Source organism: Vibrio sp. 2433-A1 (assembly GCF_056726085.1).
This window is the reverse complement of the sequence record NZ_JBRESC010000012.1, coordinates 77,010-93,594: the sequence shown is the minus strand read 5'-3', so window position 1 is coordinate 93,594 and position 16,585 is coordinate 77,010. Positions and strand designations below refer to the sequence as shown.

Annotated in this window: 15 protein-coding genes; 8 read left to right on the top strand and 7 right to left on the bottom strand. The window is 43.6% G+C overall.

The genetic code is table 11. From position 1 onward, the window contains the following. Nucleotides 1-258: 258 nt before the first annotated feature. The 3 genes from malE to malG all read left to right on the top strand — a co-directional run bounded on the left by malE (nucleotide 259) and on the right by malG (nucleotide 3,991). Complete coding sequence (malE, locus tag ACU01J_RS13575; protein ID WP_481086183.1) at nucleotides 259-1,440, top strand: maltose/maltodextrin ABC transporter substrate-binding protein MalE; 1,182 nt, start codon at nucleotides 259-261, stop codon at nucleotides 1,438-1,440. Between the two features lie 74 nt (nucleotides 1,441-1,514). Beyond that, complete coding sequence (gene malF / locus ACU01J_RS13570) at nucleotides 1,515-3,089, top strand: maltose ABC transporter permease MalF (protein ID WP_481086182.1); 1,575 nt, start codon at nucleotides 1,515-1,517, stop codon at nucleotides 3,087-3,089. An 11-nt stretch (nucleotides 3,090-3,100) separates the two neighbouring features. Then, nucleotides 3,101-3,991 (top strand): maltose ABC transporter permease MalG, encoded by an 891-nt coding sequence (gene malG, locus ACU01J_RS13565; protein ID WP_481086181.1) that lies wholly within the window; start codon nucleotides 3,101-3,103, stop codon nucleotides 3,989-3,991. A 329-nt stretch (nucleotides 3,992-4,320) separates the two neighbouring features. On the opposite strand, the gene ACU01J_RS13560 is transcribed toward malG, so the two are convergent. From ACU01J_RS13560 to ACU01J_RS13550, 3 genes are all read right to left on the bottom strand, one after another. Then, a complete protein-coding gene (locus tag ACU01J_RS13560) occupies nucleotides 4,321-4,566 on the bottom strand; it encodes a hypothetical protein (RefSeq protein WP_053440814.1) in 246 nt (81 codons plus the stop codon). Between the two features lie 143 nt (nucleotides 4,567-4,709). Further along, nucleotides 4,710-5,195, bottom strand: a complete 486-nt coding sequence (locus tag ACU01J_RS13555; protein WP_481086180.1) for an acyl-CoA thioesterase — start codon at nucleotides 5,193-5,195, stop codon at nucleotides 4,710-4,712. Between the two features lie 139 nt (nucleotides 5,196-5,334). Beyond that, nucleotides 5,335-6,216, bottom strand: coding sequence for a DoxX family protein (locus ACU01J_RS13550; RefSeq protein WP_481086179.1), 882 nt, complete (start codon nucleotides 6,214-6,216; stop codon nucleotides 5,335-5,337). Between ACU01J_RS13550 and ACU01J_RS13545 the strand changes: the two genes are divergently transcribed. Further along, nucleotides 6,195-6,359, top strand: coding sequence for a hypothetical protein (locus tag ACU01J_RS13545; protein ID WP_481086178.1), 165 nt, complete (start codon nucleotides 6,195-6,197; stop codon nucleotides 6,357-6,359). The genes ACU01J_RS13550 and ACU01J_RS13545 overlap by 22 nt on opposite strands. A 21-nt stretch (nucleotides 6,360-6,380) precedes the next feature. On the opposite strand, the gene ACU01J_RS13540 is transcribed toward ACU01J_RS13545, so the two are convergent. Continuing rightward, complete coding sequence (locus ACU01J_RS13540; protein ID WP_481086177.1) at nucleotides 6,381-7,556, bottom strand: MFS transporter; 1,176 nt, start codon at nucleotides 7,554-7,556, stop codon at nucleotides 6,381-6,383. A gap of 360 nt (nucleotides 7,557-7,916) precedes the next feature. Between ACU01J_RS13540 and ACU01J_RS13535 the strand changes: the two genes are divergently transcribed. The 4 genes from ACU01J_RS13535 (at nucleotide 7,917) to ACU01J_RS13520 (ending at nucleotide 12,590) form a co-directional block, all read left to right on the top strand. After that, nucleotides 7,917-8,402, top strand: coding sequence for a MarR family winged helix-turn-helix transcriptional regulator (locus tag ACU01J_RS13535; protein ID WP_481086176.1), 486 nt, complete (start codon nucleotides 7,917-7,919; stop codon nucleotides 8,400-8,402). A gap of 558 nt (nucleotides 8,403-8,960) precedes the next feature. After that, entirely contained in the window at nucleotides 8,961-9,854 is an 894-nt protein-coding gene (locus ACU01J_RS13530) for a DMT family transporter (RefSeq protein WP_481086175.1), read from the top strand. A gap of 123 nt (nucleotides 9,855-9,977) precedes the next feature. Then, nucleotides 9,978-10,757 (top strand): glycine betaine ABC transporter substrate-binding protein, encoded by a 780-nt coding sequence (locus tag ACU01J_RS13525; protein WP_481086174.1) that lies wholly within the window; start codon nucleotides 9,978-9,980, stop codon nucleotides 10,755-10,757. Nucleotides 10,758-11,150: 393 nt separating this feature from the next. After that, a complete protein-coding gene (locus ACU01J_RS13520; RefSeq protein ID WP_481086173.1) occupies nucleotides 11,151-12,590 on the top strand; it encodes a catalase in 1,440 nt (479 codons plus the stop codon). Between the two features lie 165 nt (nucleotides 12,591-12,755). Here the strand turns inward: ACU01J_RS13520 and ACU01J_RS13515 are convergent, their stop codons facing one another. The 3 genes from ACU01J_RS13515 to ACU01J_RS13505 all read right to left on the bottom strand — a co-directional run bounded on the left by ACU01J_RS13515 (nucleotide 12,756) and on the right by ACU01J_RS13505 (nucleotide 16,583). After that, entirely contained in the window at nucleotides 12,756-12,968 is a 213-nt protein-coding gene (locus ACU01J_RS13515; protein WP_481086172.1) for a hypothetical protein, read from the bottom strand. Between the two features lie 210 nt (nucleotides 12,969-13,178). Beyond that, nucleotides 13,179-14,615 (bottom strand): glyceraldehyde-3-phosphate dehydrogenase, encoded by a 1,437-nt coding sequence (locus tag ACU01J_RS13510; protein ID WP_481086171.1) that lies wholly within the window; start codon nucleotides 14,613-14,615, stop codon nucleotides 13,179-13,181. A gap of 543 nt (nucleotides 14,616-15,158) precedes the next feature. Beyond that, complete coding sequence (locus ACU01J_RS13505; RefSeq protein ID WP_481086170.1) at nucleotides 15,159-16,583, bottom strand: DUF4832 domain-containing protein; 1,425 nt, start codon at nucleotides 16,581-16,583, stop codon at nucleotides 15,159-15,161. Between the last annotated feature and the right edge of the window lie 2 nt (nucleotides 16,584-16,585).

The following is a 16,585-nucleotide window of genomic DNA, read 5'->3' as shown; positions in this document are numbered from 1 at the left end:
GAACGGAGGAGTAGATAGAGTAGAGAGACTGAGCTCAAAAAAAATCACGCAATCTAAGTGAAGTTAATCACATTCGGGGTCAGTTTTGTGACTCCAATCGCTAACCCGTTACGATGAGGATCACGAAAATAGTACATAATAGCTAGGGCGTAGGGAGTAGGAGGATGAGTCATTTGTCAGTTTGGCTGAAAATAAGCGATGAAATAAGGCGAAACCACCGGTCGAACCCTACAACACAAATATAAAAAGGATATGAACATGAAAAACGCCCTAAGCACAGTCGCGCTCGGAACACTTGTTGCTCTTGGCTCATTTGGTGCAAATGCTGCTATCGAAGAAGGTCAACTTACGATCTGGATTAATGGCGATAAAGGTTACAACGGACTAGCAGAAGTAGGTAAGCAGTTTGAAGAAGACACAGGTATTAAAGTGACAGTTGCTCACCCTGATGCGCTTCAAGACAAATTCCCGCAAACAGCGGCTACGGGGGATGGTCCTGATATTATTTTTTGGGCGCACGACCGTTTTGGTGGTTACGCAGAAGCCGGTTTACTTGCTGAAGTGAACCCATCACAGAAACTTAAAGATGGTATCGTTGACTTTGCTTGGGATGCAGTGAAATACAAAGGTAAGACGATTGGTTACCCAATTGCGGTGGAGTCGCTATCACTTATCTACAACAAGGATCTTGTTCCTAACCCACCGAAAAACTGGGAAGAAGTTGCAGCGTTGGATGCCAAGCTAAAAGCGAATGGTAAGTCTGCAATCATGTGGAATTTGAAAGAACCGTACTTCACTTGGCCTCTAATGGCTGCTGACGGTGGTTACGCATTCAAATATGGTTCAGCTGGCTATGATGTAAAAGATGCGGGTATCGCAGCAGACGGCGTTAAAGACGCAATGAAATTTGTAAAAGGTTTGGTTGATAAAGGTGTGATTTCTTCAGATATGGACTACTCAGTCTCTGAGTCTGCGTTTAACCAAGGCAAGACAGCGATGACGATCAACGGTCCTTGGGCATGGGGTAACATCGAGAAGTCTGGTATCAACTACGGTGTAACGACTCTGCCTAAGTTTAATGGTCACTCTTCTAAGCCTTTCGTTGGCGTATTGACTGCGGGTATCAGCACTGCATCACCAAACAAAGATTTAGCGGTTGAGTTCATCGAGAATTACCTACTGACTAATGATGGCCTACGTAAAGTAAACAACGACAAGCCACTAGGTGCGGTAGCACTAAACTCATTCCAACGTGAGCTAGATGCGGACAAACGCATTGCAGCAACAATGGACAACGCTATGAATGGTGAAATCATGCCAAACATCCCTCAGATGAACGCTTTCTGGGGTAGCGCGAAAAACGCAATCATCAATATCGTTGATGGTCGCCAAACAGTGGATGCTGCTCTAGCTGACGCTGAAAAACAGATGACTAAATAATTTTTTCCTCACTTTTAAGGAGGGGGCAACCCCTCCTTCGTTTCTAAGTACTATCATCGTTAGCAGGTTCTTTTATGCAGTCAGTTCAAGGTACAGATGCTATGACATCTCAAACAGCGAGCTTGCCATCTAGTAAGAAAGTGTTCATTAAATGGGGGCTACTCGGCTCTATTGGTATTCTTAATGGCTACGCGACTATTCTAATGTATTCTCGTGGTGAGTTGGCATTTGCCCTACTTACCCTGATTTTAACCGCACTCGCATTATTCATTTTCGGTAGTAAAAAGACTTACGCCCACCGTTATATCTATCCGGGTATTGCAGGCATGATCCTGTTTATCCTATTCCCTTTGGCGTACACCGTTGGTCTTGCTTTCACAAACTACAGTGCGAAAAACCAACTTTCTTATGAGCGCGCGCAAACCGTCTTAATGGATCGCACATATCAAAGTGGCGACAGCTACCCGTTTACCCTTTATAAAACTGATAATGGTCACCGTTTAGCGATTAAAAAAGGCGACCAACTGTTTGCGACTCAAGCATTTGATCTTGCGTCGACTACGGCAACGGATATGGACTTGAACCAAGTAGACTCTGTTGCTGGTGACAAAGAAAAAATCAAAACCATTATTAAAAATAAAGTCGCACTGGGTGCTATTGATCTGCACTTTCCTTCGGGTGAAGACATCCGTATGAGTGGTTTACGCAAATTTGCTGCGGTCGTCCCCCTGTATACTTTGCAAGATGACGGTGAATCCCTATACAACAATCGAACTGGTGAATTGCTGAAGCCAAATATGGAGGTAGGCTTCTACCAGCCTGTTGATGACAATGGTCAGTTTACGGGGTCAACAGTTTCACCAGGTTTTATTGTCGATATCGGTACTCATAACTTCGAACGTGTTTGGAAAGATGAAGGCATCAAAGAGCCGTTTGTCAGCATCTTTATTTGGACAGTTGTATTCTCGGCGCTGACAGTAGGTTTAACCGTTCTGATTGGTCTAGTGCTCGCGAGTGTCGTGCAATGGGAAGAGCTAAAAGGTCGTGCCATTTACCGAGTATTGCTGATTCTGCCATATGCGGTTCCTGCATTCATTTCAATATTGATCTTTAAAGGTTTGTTTAACCAAAGCTTTGGTGAGATAAACATGGTGCTTCAATCACTGTTTGGCATTAGCCCTGCTTGGTTCTCTGAGCCTATCTTAGCTAAAACTATGGTGCTTATCGTTAATGTGTGGCTTGGCTTCCCTTACATGATGATTCTATGTATGGGCCTACTAAAAGCGATACCTGAAGATCTGTATGAAGCGTCTGCTATTGATGGGGCAAACTTCATCGATAACTTTCGCAAGATCACAATGCCGTTGATGATCAAACCGCTAACACCACTATTGATTGCTGCTTTTGCATTTAACTTTAACAACTTTGTACTGATTCAACTATTGACCCAAGGTGGTCCAAACATGATTGGTACGTCTGAGCCTGCAGGTTACACCGACCTATTGGTTAGCTACACCTACCGCATTGCGTTTGAAGGTGCTGGTGGTCAAGACTTTGGTTTGGCGAGTGCGATTGCGACACTGATCTTCTTGCTTGTTGGTGCGCTTGCGCTTATCAACCTACGTTTCACTAAGTTGTCTCAGGATTAAGGAGAGTTCCAATGGCAATGGTACAAGGTAAATCACTTAAATACCGTTTATGGGCAACGCATATCGTGATGTGGTTGTTCTTAGCATCAATCATCTTCCCATTATTGATGATTATCGCGATCTCATTCCGTGAGGGTAACTTTGCAACGGGTAGCATTATCCCAGAAAACCCATCACTGGAGCACTGGAAGCTGGCTCTTGGCTTCTCGATCACCAATGCGGATGGTTCTGTAACGCCGCCACCGTTCCCTGTGCTTACATGGCTGTGGAACTCGGTCAAGGTAGCAGGTATTACGTCGATTTTGATAGTTGCTCTGTCGACGACTTCAGCTTATGCGTTCGCTCGTATGCGCTTCAAGGGTAAGGACACCATTCTAAAAGCGATGATGATCTTCCAGATGTTCCCTGCAGTGTTGGCGTTAGTGGCACTTTATGCCCTATTTGATAAGTTGGGACAGTACATTCCATTCCTAGGTTTGAATACGCATGGCGGCTTAATTTTCTCTTACCTAGGCGGCATCGCATTGCATGTTTGGACAATTAAAGGCTACTTTGAAACTATCGATAGTTCACTAGAAGAAGCGGCTGCGCTAGATGGTGCAACCCCTTGGCAGGCCTTTAGGTTAGTACTGTTACCTCTATCTGTACCTATCCTTGCAGTCGTGTTTATTCTGTCGTTCATCGGAGTGGTGGGTGAAGTTCCAGTAGCATCTTTATTACTTTCTGATGTAAACTCATATACATTAGCCGTAGGTATGCAGCAGTATCTATATCCTCAGAATTATCTTTGGGGTGATTTTGCAGCCGCAGCAGTTCTTTCTGCATTGCCTATTACAGTTGTATTCTTGCTTGCACAGCGCTGGTTAGTCGGAGGATTGACAGCTGGTGGTGTGAAAGGTTAATAAGAACAATAAGGGCGACCTTATGGACGCCCATATGTACTTCGCTTAACACTTTTGGTTTGGCCGCCGATCAGTTAAGAAAAGTACAGTTCTGGCGTTACGCATAGCTGGCTGTTAGCTAGATTCCTTACTATTTCACTACTAACAGTTTTTGTAACCAAAACCCGGTTTGTCCCGGGTTTTTTTGTGTCTATCGCCAGTAATGTGAGTATAAGAACTGAGACAAACAGTACCACTGCACATCTAAATTGATGCGACGCGCCTATGGTTACCTATTGAAATGGTGCAATTTTTTGCATTAAATTGCGGTGTTGTGCACGCTGTGTCGTTTAAAGTTCGCGGCTAGACGGAGCACACCCTAGATGGCGAAGCAGAACGTAGATACTTTCTTGAGAGAGTGCGACTTTGCGGAAGAGATCAGCGAATACGGCGTCACCTCCAAAACAGGTTTGGATGTAGTGGTTTATTTCCTGATCGGCATATCCCTCGACATACATGGTTCTTACCCATTGGTACTCGACGGCTTTTAGGTTTGAGAGGGTTGATTCACTGAGGGTAGTTTCACCAAGACTCAAGCAATATTCCTTCACTTTGTTGACGTTGCTGGCGAATTTAAGCAAACAAAGATGAAAGAAAGATGACAATGAGATTGCTTTACAGGATGCTGACAAAAATAGAGGGAAGGCCCTCTATTTTTATGGATGAACGGCTAACTAATCTATTTTAAGTATTTCACATGTGCTTCCATCTCTTCGCCAATTTGCTTACGCATGTTCATTAGGCGAATAGCAGAGGCACGCAGCTCGATATCTTCTTGCGTTTCAGGTACCCATTCAGGGACTTCAGTCGGTTTGCCGCTCTCATCTACCGCAACCATAATCACAATACAGTGAGTGGTTAGGCGATTTTTCAGCTCTTTTGGGTCGCTTGCTTGAACATCAATCGCGATGTGCATTGAGCTTTTACCTGTGTAGATGACCTTGGCACTCACTTCAACTAAGTTACCGACGTGAATCGGTTGCACAAATCGAATACCACCTGCATACGCAGTAATACAATATTTGCCACTCCAAGCGGCTGCATTGGCATAAGCGGCTAAATCGATCCATTTCATTACGGCGCCGCCGTGAACTTTACCGCCAAAGTTTACATCTCCGGGCTCAGCTAGAAAGCGAAGGGTGATATCTCGTTGACCATTACTCATCTGTCAATCCTTTGTTGTTATAGGTGTTGTGTCTACATTTAACTAAATAACAAAGCGTTTAAGTATCTGCAACATATATTCACGCATTACTTGAATAAGCCTTTTTCAGTTTGGGTTAGGTTAAACGGACTGGTGCCTGTTAAAATGAATATTTCGGCCAACCAATAGAGTTTCTCCCCGGCTTTTTTCTAAGCAAGTAATCAACAGACCATTTCCCACCGCCTGCTAACATGAATATCCCAGATACGAAGATCCACATTGCAGGGAATTCCCAGCCGCCCGTGGGTAGTACCCACACATACCCAACGGAATAGTGGCCGCCCAAGCCTACAGATACAAGTAAATAGATTGCCGAACCAAACCCTGCGAGGCGTGTGAACAGGCCAAAGGACAGCATAATCGCCAAGGATATCTCAATGATTCCTGCAAGAATGACAAAGGCCTGAGGGAAGGGGAGGCCAATGCTGCCAAAGTAATCGGTAAATACGGCAAATGGATTACCTCCGACTAACAAGTGACCAGTGAAATGGGCAATAAACATGAGTCCTACATATATTCTTACTAATGTCATGCCCCACGCGTAGTGGTCTGGTTTTCCTATTGTCGATTGAGTTAGCGACAGTCTGGTTCTCCAAGGAAGGGCGATAAGCTGTAGGGCCAATAAGACGAATAACAGGGTGCTGGTTAGCTCAATGCTTGGGATACCTGGGCCTGTCTCTGCCACCATCAGAGGATCAAGTGACGACAATGTTGAAATATCGATTGATTCAAGGTGAATGGTTGAAAATATCCTTCCTAATGTGAGCTGTGCAAACAAAGCGCCTATCAAACCAAAAAAGTTAACCTGTCCCTTGCTATAGGTTTTAAGTAAGGACGCGATAAGAACGGCAATAAATAGGCCTGTGGAGGTAGAGACCCAACTACCTAGTCCGTTGTCCACAACGGCTTTGACAGAGAGTATTACCGTGAAAGTGGCGGTAATGAGGGTGAGTAGTCGAAATGTCTTATCAAAAGTGTTCATCTTTTTCTCCTCAAAGCAAAGCCAATAAAGGCGATGTTGACTTTGCTGAATATCGAATTTGGCTTTTTCAGAACGGTACCGAGCTTGCCGGAGTGCTAATGCGTCTGCCGTGGCGCATTAGCACGCCACGGCAAGGTTGGTAAGGCAAGGGGGAGAAAGGCCGATTATGCTTCTACTGGTAGTGCTTGTTTCTCGTTGCGGTTCGCTTTAAGAATCAACAGCACACCGATGATTGGAACGATAACACCTACGTAAGGAATCATTTCTGCACCAAGCTGACCATCAAGAACCATACCACCAAGGAAACCACCGAACGCATTAGCAACATTAAACGCTGAGATGTTTGCTGTTGCTGCTAGCTCTTGTCCGTCACCACCATTGTTCATTACACGCAATTGCATAGATGGAACGTTAGCGAATGATGCGATGCCGAAAATAAATGATGCGGCAACGAATAGGATTTTGTTGTCGGTAAACATACCAACAAGTACCAGAGAAGCAATCATTGCAATGGCCCAAAATAGAGAAGATTTGTTTAAATCTTTGTCTGATGAGTGACCACCAAGCGTATTACCAATGATTAAGCCAAGACCTACAATGACCAGAATCCATGTCACAGCACTCTCACCGTAACCTGCAACATGCATAGCGATAGGGGCAATGTAACCGTAAAGTGTCATGAAGCCAGTCCAAACCACAGCGGTAATCGCTAGGCTAATAAGAAGCTTCGGATTTTTGAACGCAGCAAGTTGTGCTTTAACATTTTTCGCTTCGCCGTGACCTGTTGAGTGGATAGCGGCAAGAATCGCGAATAGAGCGACGACACCGAATGCAGCGACCACAATAAATGTCGTGTGCCAGCCGAATTCAACACCGATCCAAGTACCGCCAGGAACGCCAAGGACATTCGCTAGAGTTAGACCTGCAAACATTTGTCCTACAGCGCGACCAGCCATTTTCTCAGACACGAGGTTTGTCGCTACAACGGCACCAATACCATAGAAAGGCCCTTGTACCAAGCCACTAATAATGCGACTGATGAACAAGATGTCATAACTTGGTGAAAAGGCTGACATCAGGTTACCGACTATAAATAGTGCCATTAATCCGATAAGGACCATTTTCTTATTAAAGCGTGCGAGATAAATGGTTAAAATTGGTCCTCCAATCACAATGGCAAGTGCGTATGCACTGATTAAGTACCCTGCCTGACCCTCAGTAATTGACAGCGATGTGGCAACTTGCGGCAAAATTCCAGCGATAATGAACTCTGCAGTGCCGATAGCGAAGGCGGCGAGTGTTAGTATCCAGACTTGAAATGGCATCTTCTCTTTGCTCATGGTTTTTCTCCTCTAAAATGGTTTTGGATGGGTCACGCTGAGTTGTAAGGTGGCCCGTCTCTAAATTGATGGTTAGAGTATATTTGTTCATTTTAATTTTTATAATTACCAAAGAAATGAAATCATTATTCGATTTATTTGAATAATGGTTGTGTTAGGCCTTATGAGGATGAAATAGTAGAAACCTAAGGACAATAAGAAGTGGTATTCAATTGTGTTATGAACGGGGGAGTTAGTTGCTCTGTCCAGTCACTCTTCTCGCGTGTAACGTTTTGGTTGTCGGATGTTAAAGCGAAAAACGGCGAAATATGCTAGGGTAATGCTCTATAACCGTCGTCAATATTAACCGAGGTTAATCGTTTGATTAATAGAGAAAAAGAAGAATCTATCGTAAGTCAGTGGATGAGTGCGGACGTTGGTCTATCTGAATCATCCGTTAGATTAGTGACACAATTTGTTTTAGCTTCGAACCAGTTTACTCATGCTCGTTGTGAGTTTTGCAAGCAATATGGACTAAATACGTCTGAATTCGATGTCATCGCAACACTTTATCGAGCAGGTGATGTTTATGAAATGTCAGCGAAAGAGCTGAAAGAGCAGACCTTGCTCCCTTCGTCAGGCGCGTTGTCAAATCGAATCGATCGTCTGGAAGCGAAAGGCTTGGTTCAGAGAAGACATGATACGCTTGATAAGCGCAGCGTAACAATATCTCTCACTGAAGACGGTGTGGAGTTAGTCCGTCAAATGTATCCAAAGTTCTTCGAGCAAATGTCCAGTCAGTTTTCATCCCTAGAGCCAAGTGAGATAGAAACACTAATGGTCTTGATGAGTAAGATGGGAGCCTGAATCTAGCTAGCGCCTTAGACTGAATGCCACGCAACGGGTATCAGCGATGGCTCTTATAAGTACATGCTCTTTCATTACTAAAAACTGTCTCTACTGATTTAAGGCCACATATTTTATGTGTCAAGCTTTTGACACGAAATGGGGCCTTAGTCTTATCTAAAAATAATCTCAGCGGAGATTCATAATCTTGTCTATTCATACTATTTGAGTTGATTACTCGTATGCGACTGACGGTATTGGTGTCTTGCAATGCTGAGTTTTACCCCGTAATACATAATTTTGCTGAGCGAACTGATCACATGGAACACGAGCACAAGTAGTGAGACTACTTCAATTGCCGGAAAAATAGTCTTAGTGATCCCGACGCTCGCATCTTTTTTGAATATGGATAGTGCTTTCATAGTAACTCTTACTGACCTTATGTGGCTCATTCGAACCTGATTGATAACACGGCACACGTTAATCCCGCATACCCCATTTGATGACTTGAAGGCACTTTACTATTTATTTGTGTTTATATAAAGTATGTTTAATTAAACACACTTTAGGAGTCGTAGTATGAAAATCTTTCTAGCCATGTTGGCTCCGCTGTTGTGGGGGACCACTTATGCTGTAGTGGCTTCTGAATTTGTCGGTTGGTCACCATTTGCGCTGGCGGTATGGCGAGCATTACCAGCGGGAATAATACTGCTGTTACTTAAACCAACCTTACCAAAGGCGTCAGAACTGCCGGCCTTGCTACTTATAGGGTTTCTTAATATAGCTTTGTTCTTTGGTTTGCTCTTTGCTGCAGCGATGCAGCTTCCTAGCACTTTGGTAGGTGTTGGAATGGTCGCATTGCCTGTGATTGGTTTGGCTATTATGGGTATCTTCCATCAAGTAAAACCGTCTTTGATTCAATTGCTATCAGCCTTAATTCTTATTGCCTGTGCAACGTATTTGTTCTTTTCGAGTACCGCTCCTGTCAATGTGAGTGCGGTGGTGCTACTTATTGGTGCTATGACGGTACTGATAGGCGGCAGCGTAGTAGCAAAACACGTCATGAAAAAGATCCATTGGTGGAAGCTACTCACATGGAAACTGATTTTTGGAGGCTTGCTGTTGATCCCCATGGCATATTGGGAAATGGTATGGAGCGGTAGGTCATTTGTTGCAGCCATCCCAGTTAGTGGTGAGCAGTGGGCCGCGATGTTCTGGTTGACAATAGGACTCACTTCTTTGGCGTATGGTGCTTACATTTATACCATTCCGATGATATCTACTAATGAGTTGAGTTTCTTTGGAACCTTCAATCCTATATTAGCGATGGTTCTCGGAGCGACAATAATGGGAGATTCATTCAGTCAAGTTCAAATATCAGTGATGGCTTTAATGGTTCTAAGTAATCTAATGGCACAGTTTTTCGAATATAAGAAAAATCTACCGACCGAACAAACCATAATTGATTACTAATCTTCCATCTCTTCAAACTTTATTATAATAGAGATTTAATCGTCGTGTATTGAATGTTATCGAAAGAAAAATATTCGCTAACAAGTCAGACTTTTTACTATAAATAAATTATACGGTGAAATAATGAATAAAAAAATAAACTTAGGCGTAACAGATTTATCATTCCATAGAATTACCGCCTCTCTTATATCTCATGTGCTTACTGACATGGGATTTGAGGTAAATCGAATCTACTCTCCGCACCAAGAAAATTTCGCAAAGCTTAAGTCTGGTGAGGTTGATATTCTAACCTCTGCTTGGCTGCCTTCCAGCCATGGAATCTACAAACAGGATGTTGAACAAAAACGTCCCGTGATTGAGTTGGGTTTGCACTATGAGCCTTATGCGCATTGGGGAGTGCCAAGTTATGTTCCTGAAGAAGCTGTGCGGGAAGTGAAGGACTTGCTCAAGCAAGATGTACTGAGCAAAATGCAAAAGGATATTCAGGGCATCAATCCTGGAGCCGGCATTACCAGGTTTTCAATTAAAATGATGGAAGAGTATGGACTGAGCGAGGCTGGGTACGAATTTCACACTGGGACTGAGGATGACTGCTTTACTACCTTTGAGCAACGAGTAGCCAACAGTGAGTGGTTCGTTGTGCCACTATGGAAACCGCAGTTCCTGCATTTCAAGTACGACATTCGAGAGATAGAAGACCCTAAAGGTTTGCTCGGTATTGTTGACCGTGCTGTACTACTCGTTCCTGAAGACGTAGCGGATAGGTTTACGGCAGAGCAAATCAATCAGCTAGATGATTTGAAGTTTTCTAACGAGATTATCGCAGAGCTAGACTACAAAGTGAGTAGGGAAGGTTTGGATATTGATATTGTGACTAAGCATTGGATGGAAAATAATCGATAAATAGCTTTGTCATAATTGCCGCTAAAAATCACTCTTTATGAGTGATTTTTTAACTTAGTAAACAAAGTTTCAATAAAATAGCTGGTAATAAACTTCTAAATGGTTATTCCACGTGATCGGAATTATTATATAGGCTCATCTATTTAGTCTCCTACTTTGCATTATTCGACTGTGTAAAAAAGAGAATTCGCTTTTTTAGATATTATGTTATTCATTATAGAGCGTATCCTACTTAGTGTTTACTACAAAATGCAAATAAAACCTCTTGCTACCTGTCGGTAACGCCTTTTGGTCCACTTTGAGCGTCTTAAATAAAAGACAATTATTGTTCTTGTATGTAATTTGATAGGTAGTAAGAGGCTACTTACTCGCGAAGTAATGGAAGGATAAGCAATGACTAAAAAACTTACTACTGCAACGGGTTGCCCTGTTGCTCATAATAATCACGCGCTAACAGCTGGTGAGCGCGGTCCAATGCTTCTTCAAGACACTTGGTATTTGGAAAAACTCTCCCATTTCAATAGGGAAGTAATCCCAGAAAGGCGCATGCATGCTAAGGGTTCTGGCGCATATGGTACTTTCAAAGTGACTCAGGACATCACTAAGTTCACAAGAGCCGCGATGTTTTCTGAAGTAGGTAAAACAACCGAGATGTTTGCTCGGTTTACTACCGTTGCAGGAGAACGTGGTGCTGCAGATGCTGAACGTGATATTCGCGGGTTCGCACTCAAGTTTTATACCGAACAAGGAAATTGGGACTTAGTGGGTAACAATACACCGGTATTTTTCCTCGCTGATCCTCTGAAGTTTCCAGATTTAAACCGAGTAGTGAAACGCGATCCAAAAACGAATATGCATAACGCAGAGAGCAACTGGGATTTTTGGACCTCTCTGCCGGAAGCACTGCATCAAGTCACTTACGTTATGGGAGATCGTGGGATACCCGCGAGCTATCGCCATATGCACGGTTTTGGCTCACATACATTTAGTATGATTAACTCTGCAAATGAGCGCTTTTGGGTTAAGTTTCACTTCAAAACCCAGCAAGGTATTAAGAACCTGACTGACGAACAAGCTGCAGTTATCGTTGGATCAGATAGAGAGAGCCACCAAAGAGACCTATTCGATGCGATTGAGCGTGGTGACTTCCCGAAATGGACCTTGTTCATTCAAGTAATGTCTGAGGAAGAAGCAGAGTCGGTGGACTTTAATCCGTTTGATCTAACCAAAGTATGGACTCACGCTGAGTACCCACTAATAGAAGTTGGTGAATTCGAACTAAACCGTAACCCTGAGAATTTCTTTGCTGAAGTTGAACAGTCGGCTTTCAACCCGGCCTCTGTTGTACCTGGTATTGGTTACTCTCCAGACAAAATGCTTCAAGGTCGACTCTTTGCTTATCGTGACGCACAAAACTACCGTCTTGGAGTGAATCATCATCAAATCCCAGTTAATGCACCGCGTTGTCCGGTACATTCCTCTCATCGTGATGGATTGATGCGAGTAGATGCTAACTCGGGCGCAACCATAGGTTATGAACCGAATAAATACGGAGAATGGGCGGAGCAACCAGACTATTCTGAGCCACCGTTGAAAATCTCTGGGGACGCAGATCATTACAATCATCGAAACAATGTGGACCAATTCCAGCAGGCTGGCGATTTGTTCCGCTTAATGTCTGAGGATGAACAGCAGCGTCTGTTCGCAAACACGGCACGTGCAATGTCGGGAGTGAGTGAAGAAGTTAAGTTGCGTCATGTACACAACGCCTCTCAAGCGGATACTGCTTATGGTGAAGGGTTAGCGCGCATATTGGGGTTGAATAACAACTAGCAATAACATCAAGGATCCGCGGCACGAATCCGAGGATCCTTGCTCTTTGAGCCTTGTTCAATGAACGTGCAGAGTGCTACTTGTGAACGGTGCAGGTGTCTCCCACTGTTACAGAGACCAGTACATAGCTAGTTTTCTTACGTATTATATAGTCGATGCTTTTATTTATTTTGATATGTTTTCATATTCACCCTCAAGCACAGAAGTTTTAGATGACTGCTGAGCAGTAAAAGGTGAACGATTCATCTTTAGGGATTTATCAATCTTCTTACCTGTAATGAGTGCTGCGATGGTCAATGGAATCGCAAGGATTAGGGTAAATACCAAGGTAAACATACCAATGAAAAGGGCGAAAATACCTAAAATTACTCTATTCATAATCAATACCTCTTAGTTATGTATATAGAATACCCACGAGTAAATGAATCGAACATGAACGAGAAAACAAACCGACGAAAATTATGGGGTGGTGACTGCTGTGGGATCAAAAAAGCCACTTTCAGAAAGCTAAAAGTGGAAAAAGGGGATTATAATAAGCATAGCTGTTGTGGAGATTTGCTCCCGACCGCAGTCAGGAGCAATATTCGGTTATTTAGTTGGATACGTTTTAAAGCGAACGCCCATCATCTGTTCCATACAATGTACTACTTGGCAGCTGTAACCAAACTCATTGTCATACCAGATGTAAAGAACGCAGCGATTGTCTTGAGCGATAGTTGCGGCGCCATCGACAACACCAGCGAAGCGAGAACCCACTAAGTCAGTAGAAACAATTTCAGTTGACTCTGTGTAATCAATTTGTGCAGACAGCTCTGACGTTAACGCCATTTCGCGTAGATAAGCATTTAGCTCGTCTTTGTCAGTACCGTTGTCTAAGTTCAAGTTAGCGATAGCCATCGAAACGTTAGGGGTTGGCACTCGAATAGCGTTACCGGTTAACTTACCAGCCAGTTCAGGAAGTGCTTTCGCTACGGCTTTTGCTGCACCAGTTTCCGTCAGAACCATGTTCAATGATGCACTGCGGCCACGACGCTCACCAGAGTGGAAGTTGTCGATCAGGTTTTGGTCGTTAGTGAAAGAGTGAACCGTTTCGATGTGACCAGAGATAACACCGTACTTATCATTGATTGCTTTCAGTACTGGCGTGATAGCATTGGTAGTACAGCTCGCTGCTGACACGATACGGTCTTCAGCTTCAATAACATTGTCATTCACGCCAAATACCACGTTCTTAATGTCACCTTTACCAGGTGCAGTCAGTAGAACTTTCTCTGCGCCTTTACATTCAAGGTGCTGAGCAAGGCCACCTGCATCACGCCATACGCCTGTGTTATCGACAACAAGCGCATTGTTGATTTCAAAGCTTGTGTAATCCACTTCTTCTGGTTTGTTCGCGTAGATGAACTGGATGTAGTTACCGTTTGCAATGATTGCTTTGCGCTCTTCATCAATAATGATGCTGCCGTTGAATTGGCCATGTACTGAGTCACGGCGTAGCAGGCTAGCACGTTTCTCTAAGTCGCCTTTCTTGCCTCCGCGTACAACAACTGCACGTAAGCGTAGTGGGTAACCAGGGCCTGATTTTTCGACCAATAGGCGAGTTAGTAGGCGACCGATACGACCGAAGCCATACAGGACAACATCGCGCGGCTCAGATACGGTCTCACCGTTCATCGCACCCATCAGAGAAGTGTGTAAAAAGTCTTTGACACCGTGGTCGTCATCACGACCTTGCCAGAACTGGTGAGCTAATTGACCGATGTCGATACGACAAGGAGAAAGTTCCATTTCAGCCAGAGCTTTAATTATAGGAAGAGTTTGTTCTGGAGTAAGTCCAGTACCTGTGTAACGGCGAGCTAAACGGTGAGTTTTGATAATATCAATAGTTGCTGCGTTGACCAGCGTTTTACCAAAAAGTAATACTTCGACGCCTTTATGACGGTACAGTTGACCAAGAAGTGGAGAGATAGTTTCCGCAATCGTTTGGCTCGTTTGCCAATCTAAGAGGTGTTTCTCTGGGCTCATTGTATTCGGGGACCTTTCACGTTTTTGAGGGCTGACTCTACTTTACTTGTAGGGAGTGAGTAGAGGCTGTATTAATTTTGTAATTTTTATGCGGCAGGATTGTAAGGGTTAATATCTTATTCTGCTAGGAAAATTAATAATCGCTAGATTTGCTGTTAAAGGGTAACTTTATGGCGCAATAAACTGGTTTTTATTGGGCGAGGAGCGTATTGACTTTAGAAAATCATCAAGCTTAATTTGCGCAAAAAAATACTTGAAGCACGTTGTTTGTGTAACTTTTTGCTCAGATTTCATTTTTGTTGCGGTAAAGATCGATTTAGCTACTTAAAACGTGAACATAAAGGCTGTGGTATGAGGCTAGAGGTTCGGATTAGTCAATGAGCCACGTTTATTTTAAGAAATGAATCGATTTTTGATCACGTTTTGAGGATCTTCTCTTGGTTGTAGAGAGGAATGAGGTGTTGTTGGGAGTGATTTCCCCCTATACCTATGCACATGAGTTTTGTAATAGGTATAGGGGAGAGCATTTAATTCGCGACTGGATTAGTGTGCACTGTTAACTTCAATTTCAGCTAGTCGGTACCAACCATCAGGCTGTTTCCCTTCGTTGGCGAGCGTTAGACCTTCTTCACCATAATCGTTAAGCAGGGCAACTTCAATCGAGTAAGTACCTGCCTGAACTTCGCTTGGAAGGAGTTTGCTTATTTTAGAAACATGCGCTCCTGGCAGCCACTTCTCCGTATTCTGTGAGTCTTCGCCAAGTGGGATGATTACGCCTTTACTAGAGACGAGTCTATAGTGCACTGCGTAAGGTTGATAAGTTGGCGCAACGCCGTCGTTAATAAACTCGCTTTCGATCGCCAAAGTTTCATTTTGATTGATCGAGTATGGGAGTTGAATCTTATTAACTCTGAAGCGGAAACCTAGCTTTTTCATCGCATTATCAACGATATCACGGTATTCGGCAGGAACCTCTAGTGATTTCAAGTTAATACTGCTAGCGTGGTTCTCTAGTGCCCAATCAAAGGTTTCTTTGACTTCTTCGCGTGTATATTTCTGATCGTTTAACCACCCTTGCATATTGCCACAGATTTCAAAGCTTATAGGCGCGTGTTGCCAAGCGTTGTCGAAGTTTGTTGTAGCCTGCTCAGCTTGGTCAATTCGATACGGGTAGTCATTATCCATGTGGCTCCACGTAGTCGAAAAGTGATGCCAATCGCCAAGACAGTCAGCTCGCCAGCCTGCGCCTTTTCCTACCGCGTAAGCCAAGGGTTCACCTGCATTGATAAGCATGATTTTATTGGTTTTAGGAAAAGCTTGGAAATGTAAGTCGACGATGTAATTTAATTGTTCTGGAGAATAGCGCTCATTGAGTGGTGGTAGCTCAGAGAAGTTGCTGTTGTGCCACTCTCCCCAAGAACCAACCATGCCGATGTCTACATGGGCAAGCTGCTTATTTCCGTCGTAACGTTGACCCAGTGCGTTTAGGAGCGTCTTTACATAATGGAGATAGATTGGGTCATCGATATCAGGAACGAATGTTTTTCCATTTGAAACCCATTTACCTTCTATGCCTTTATCAACCAGCCAGTTAGGGATTTTAGTACCAGAATAAGGCTCATCCATAGTCATGAAGCGTAAGGCGATTTGACGAGGTTCTGGTCGGGATTGATTCATCTGAAATAGTGAATCAATCAGCTCGAAGTTGAATTGACCTTCTTGCGGTTCGATTTCATTCCAGTAAAAACGATAGTAGTCAATGCCAGTTTCTGGGTATTGCTCTGAGGTAAGTTGTCTACCCCAAGCATTATGAAAGGCTTCAATACCGACACCGGGATTAACGATGATAGAGTCAATTTCTTTGGGATATCGTACATTTAGGTCTTGATTCGCCATTGCCATCGGAGCAATGGATACTCCGCTAACAAGGCAAGTCAGCGCGAGTGTGCTGATGCGTTTTTTCTTCATAT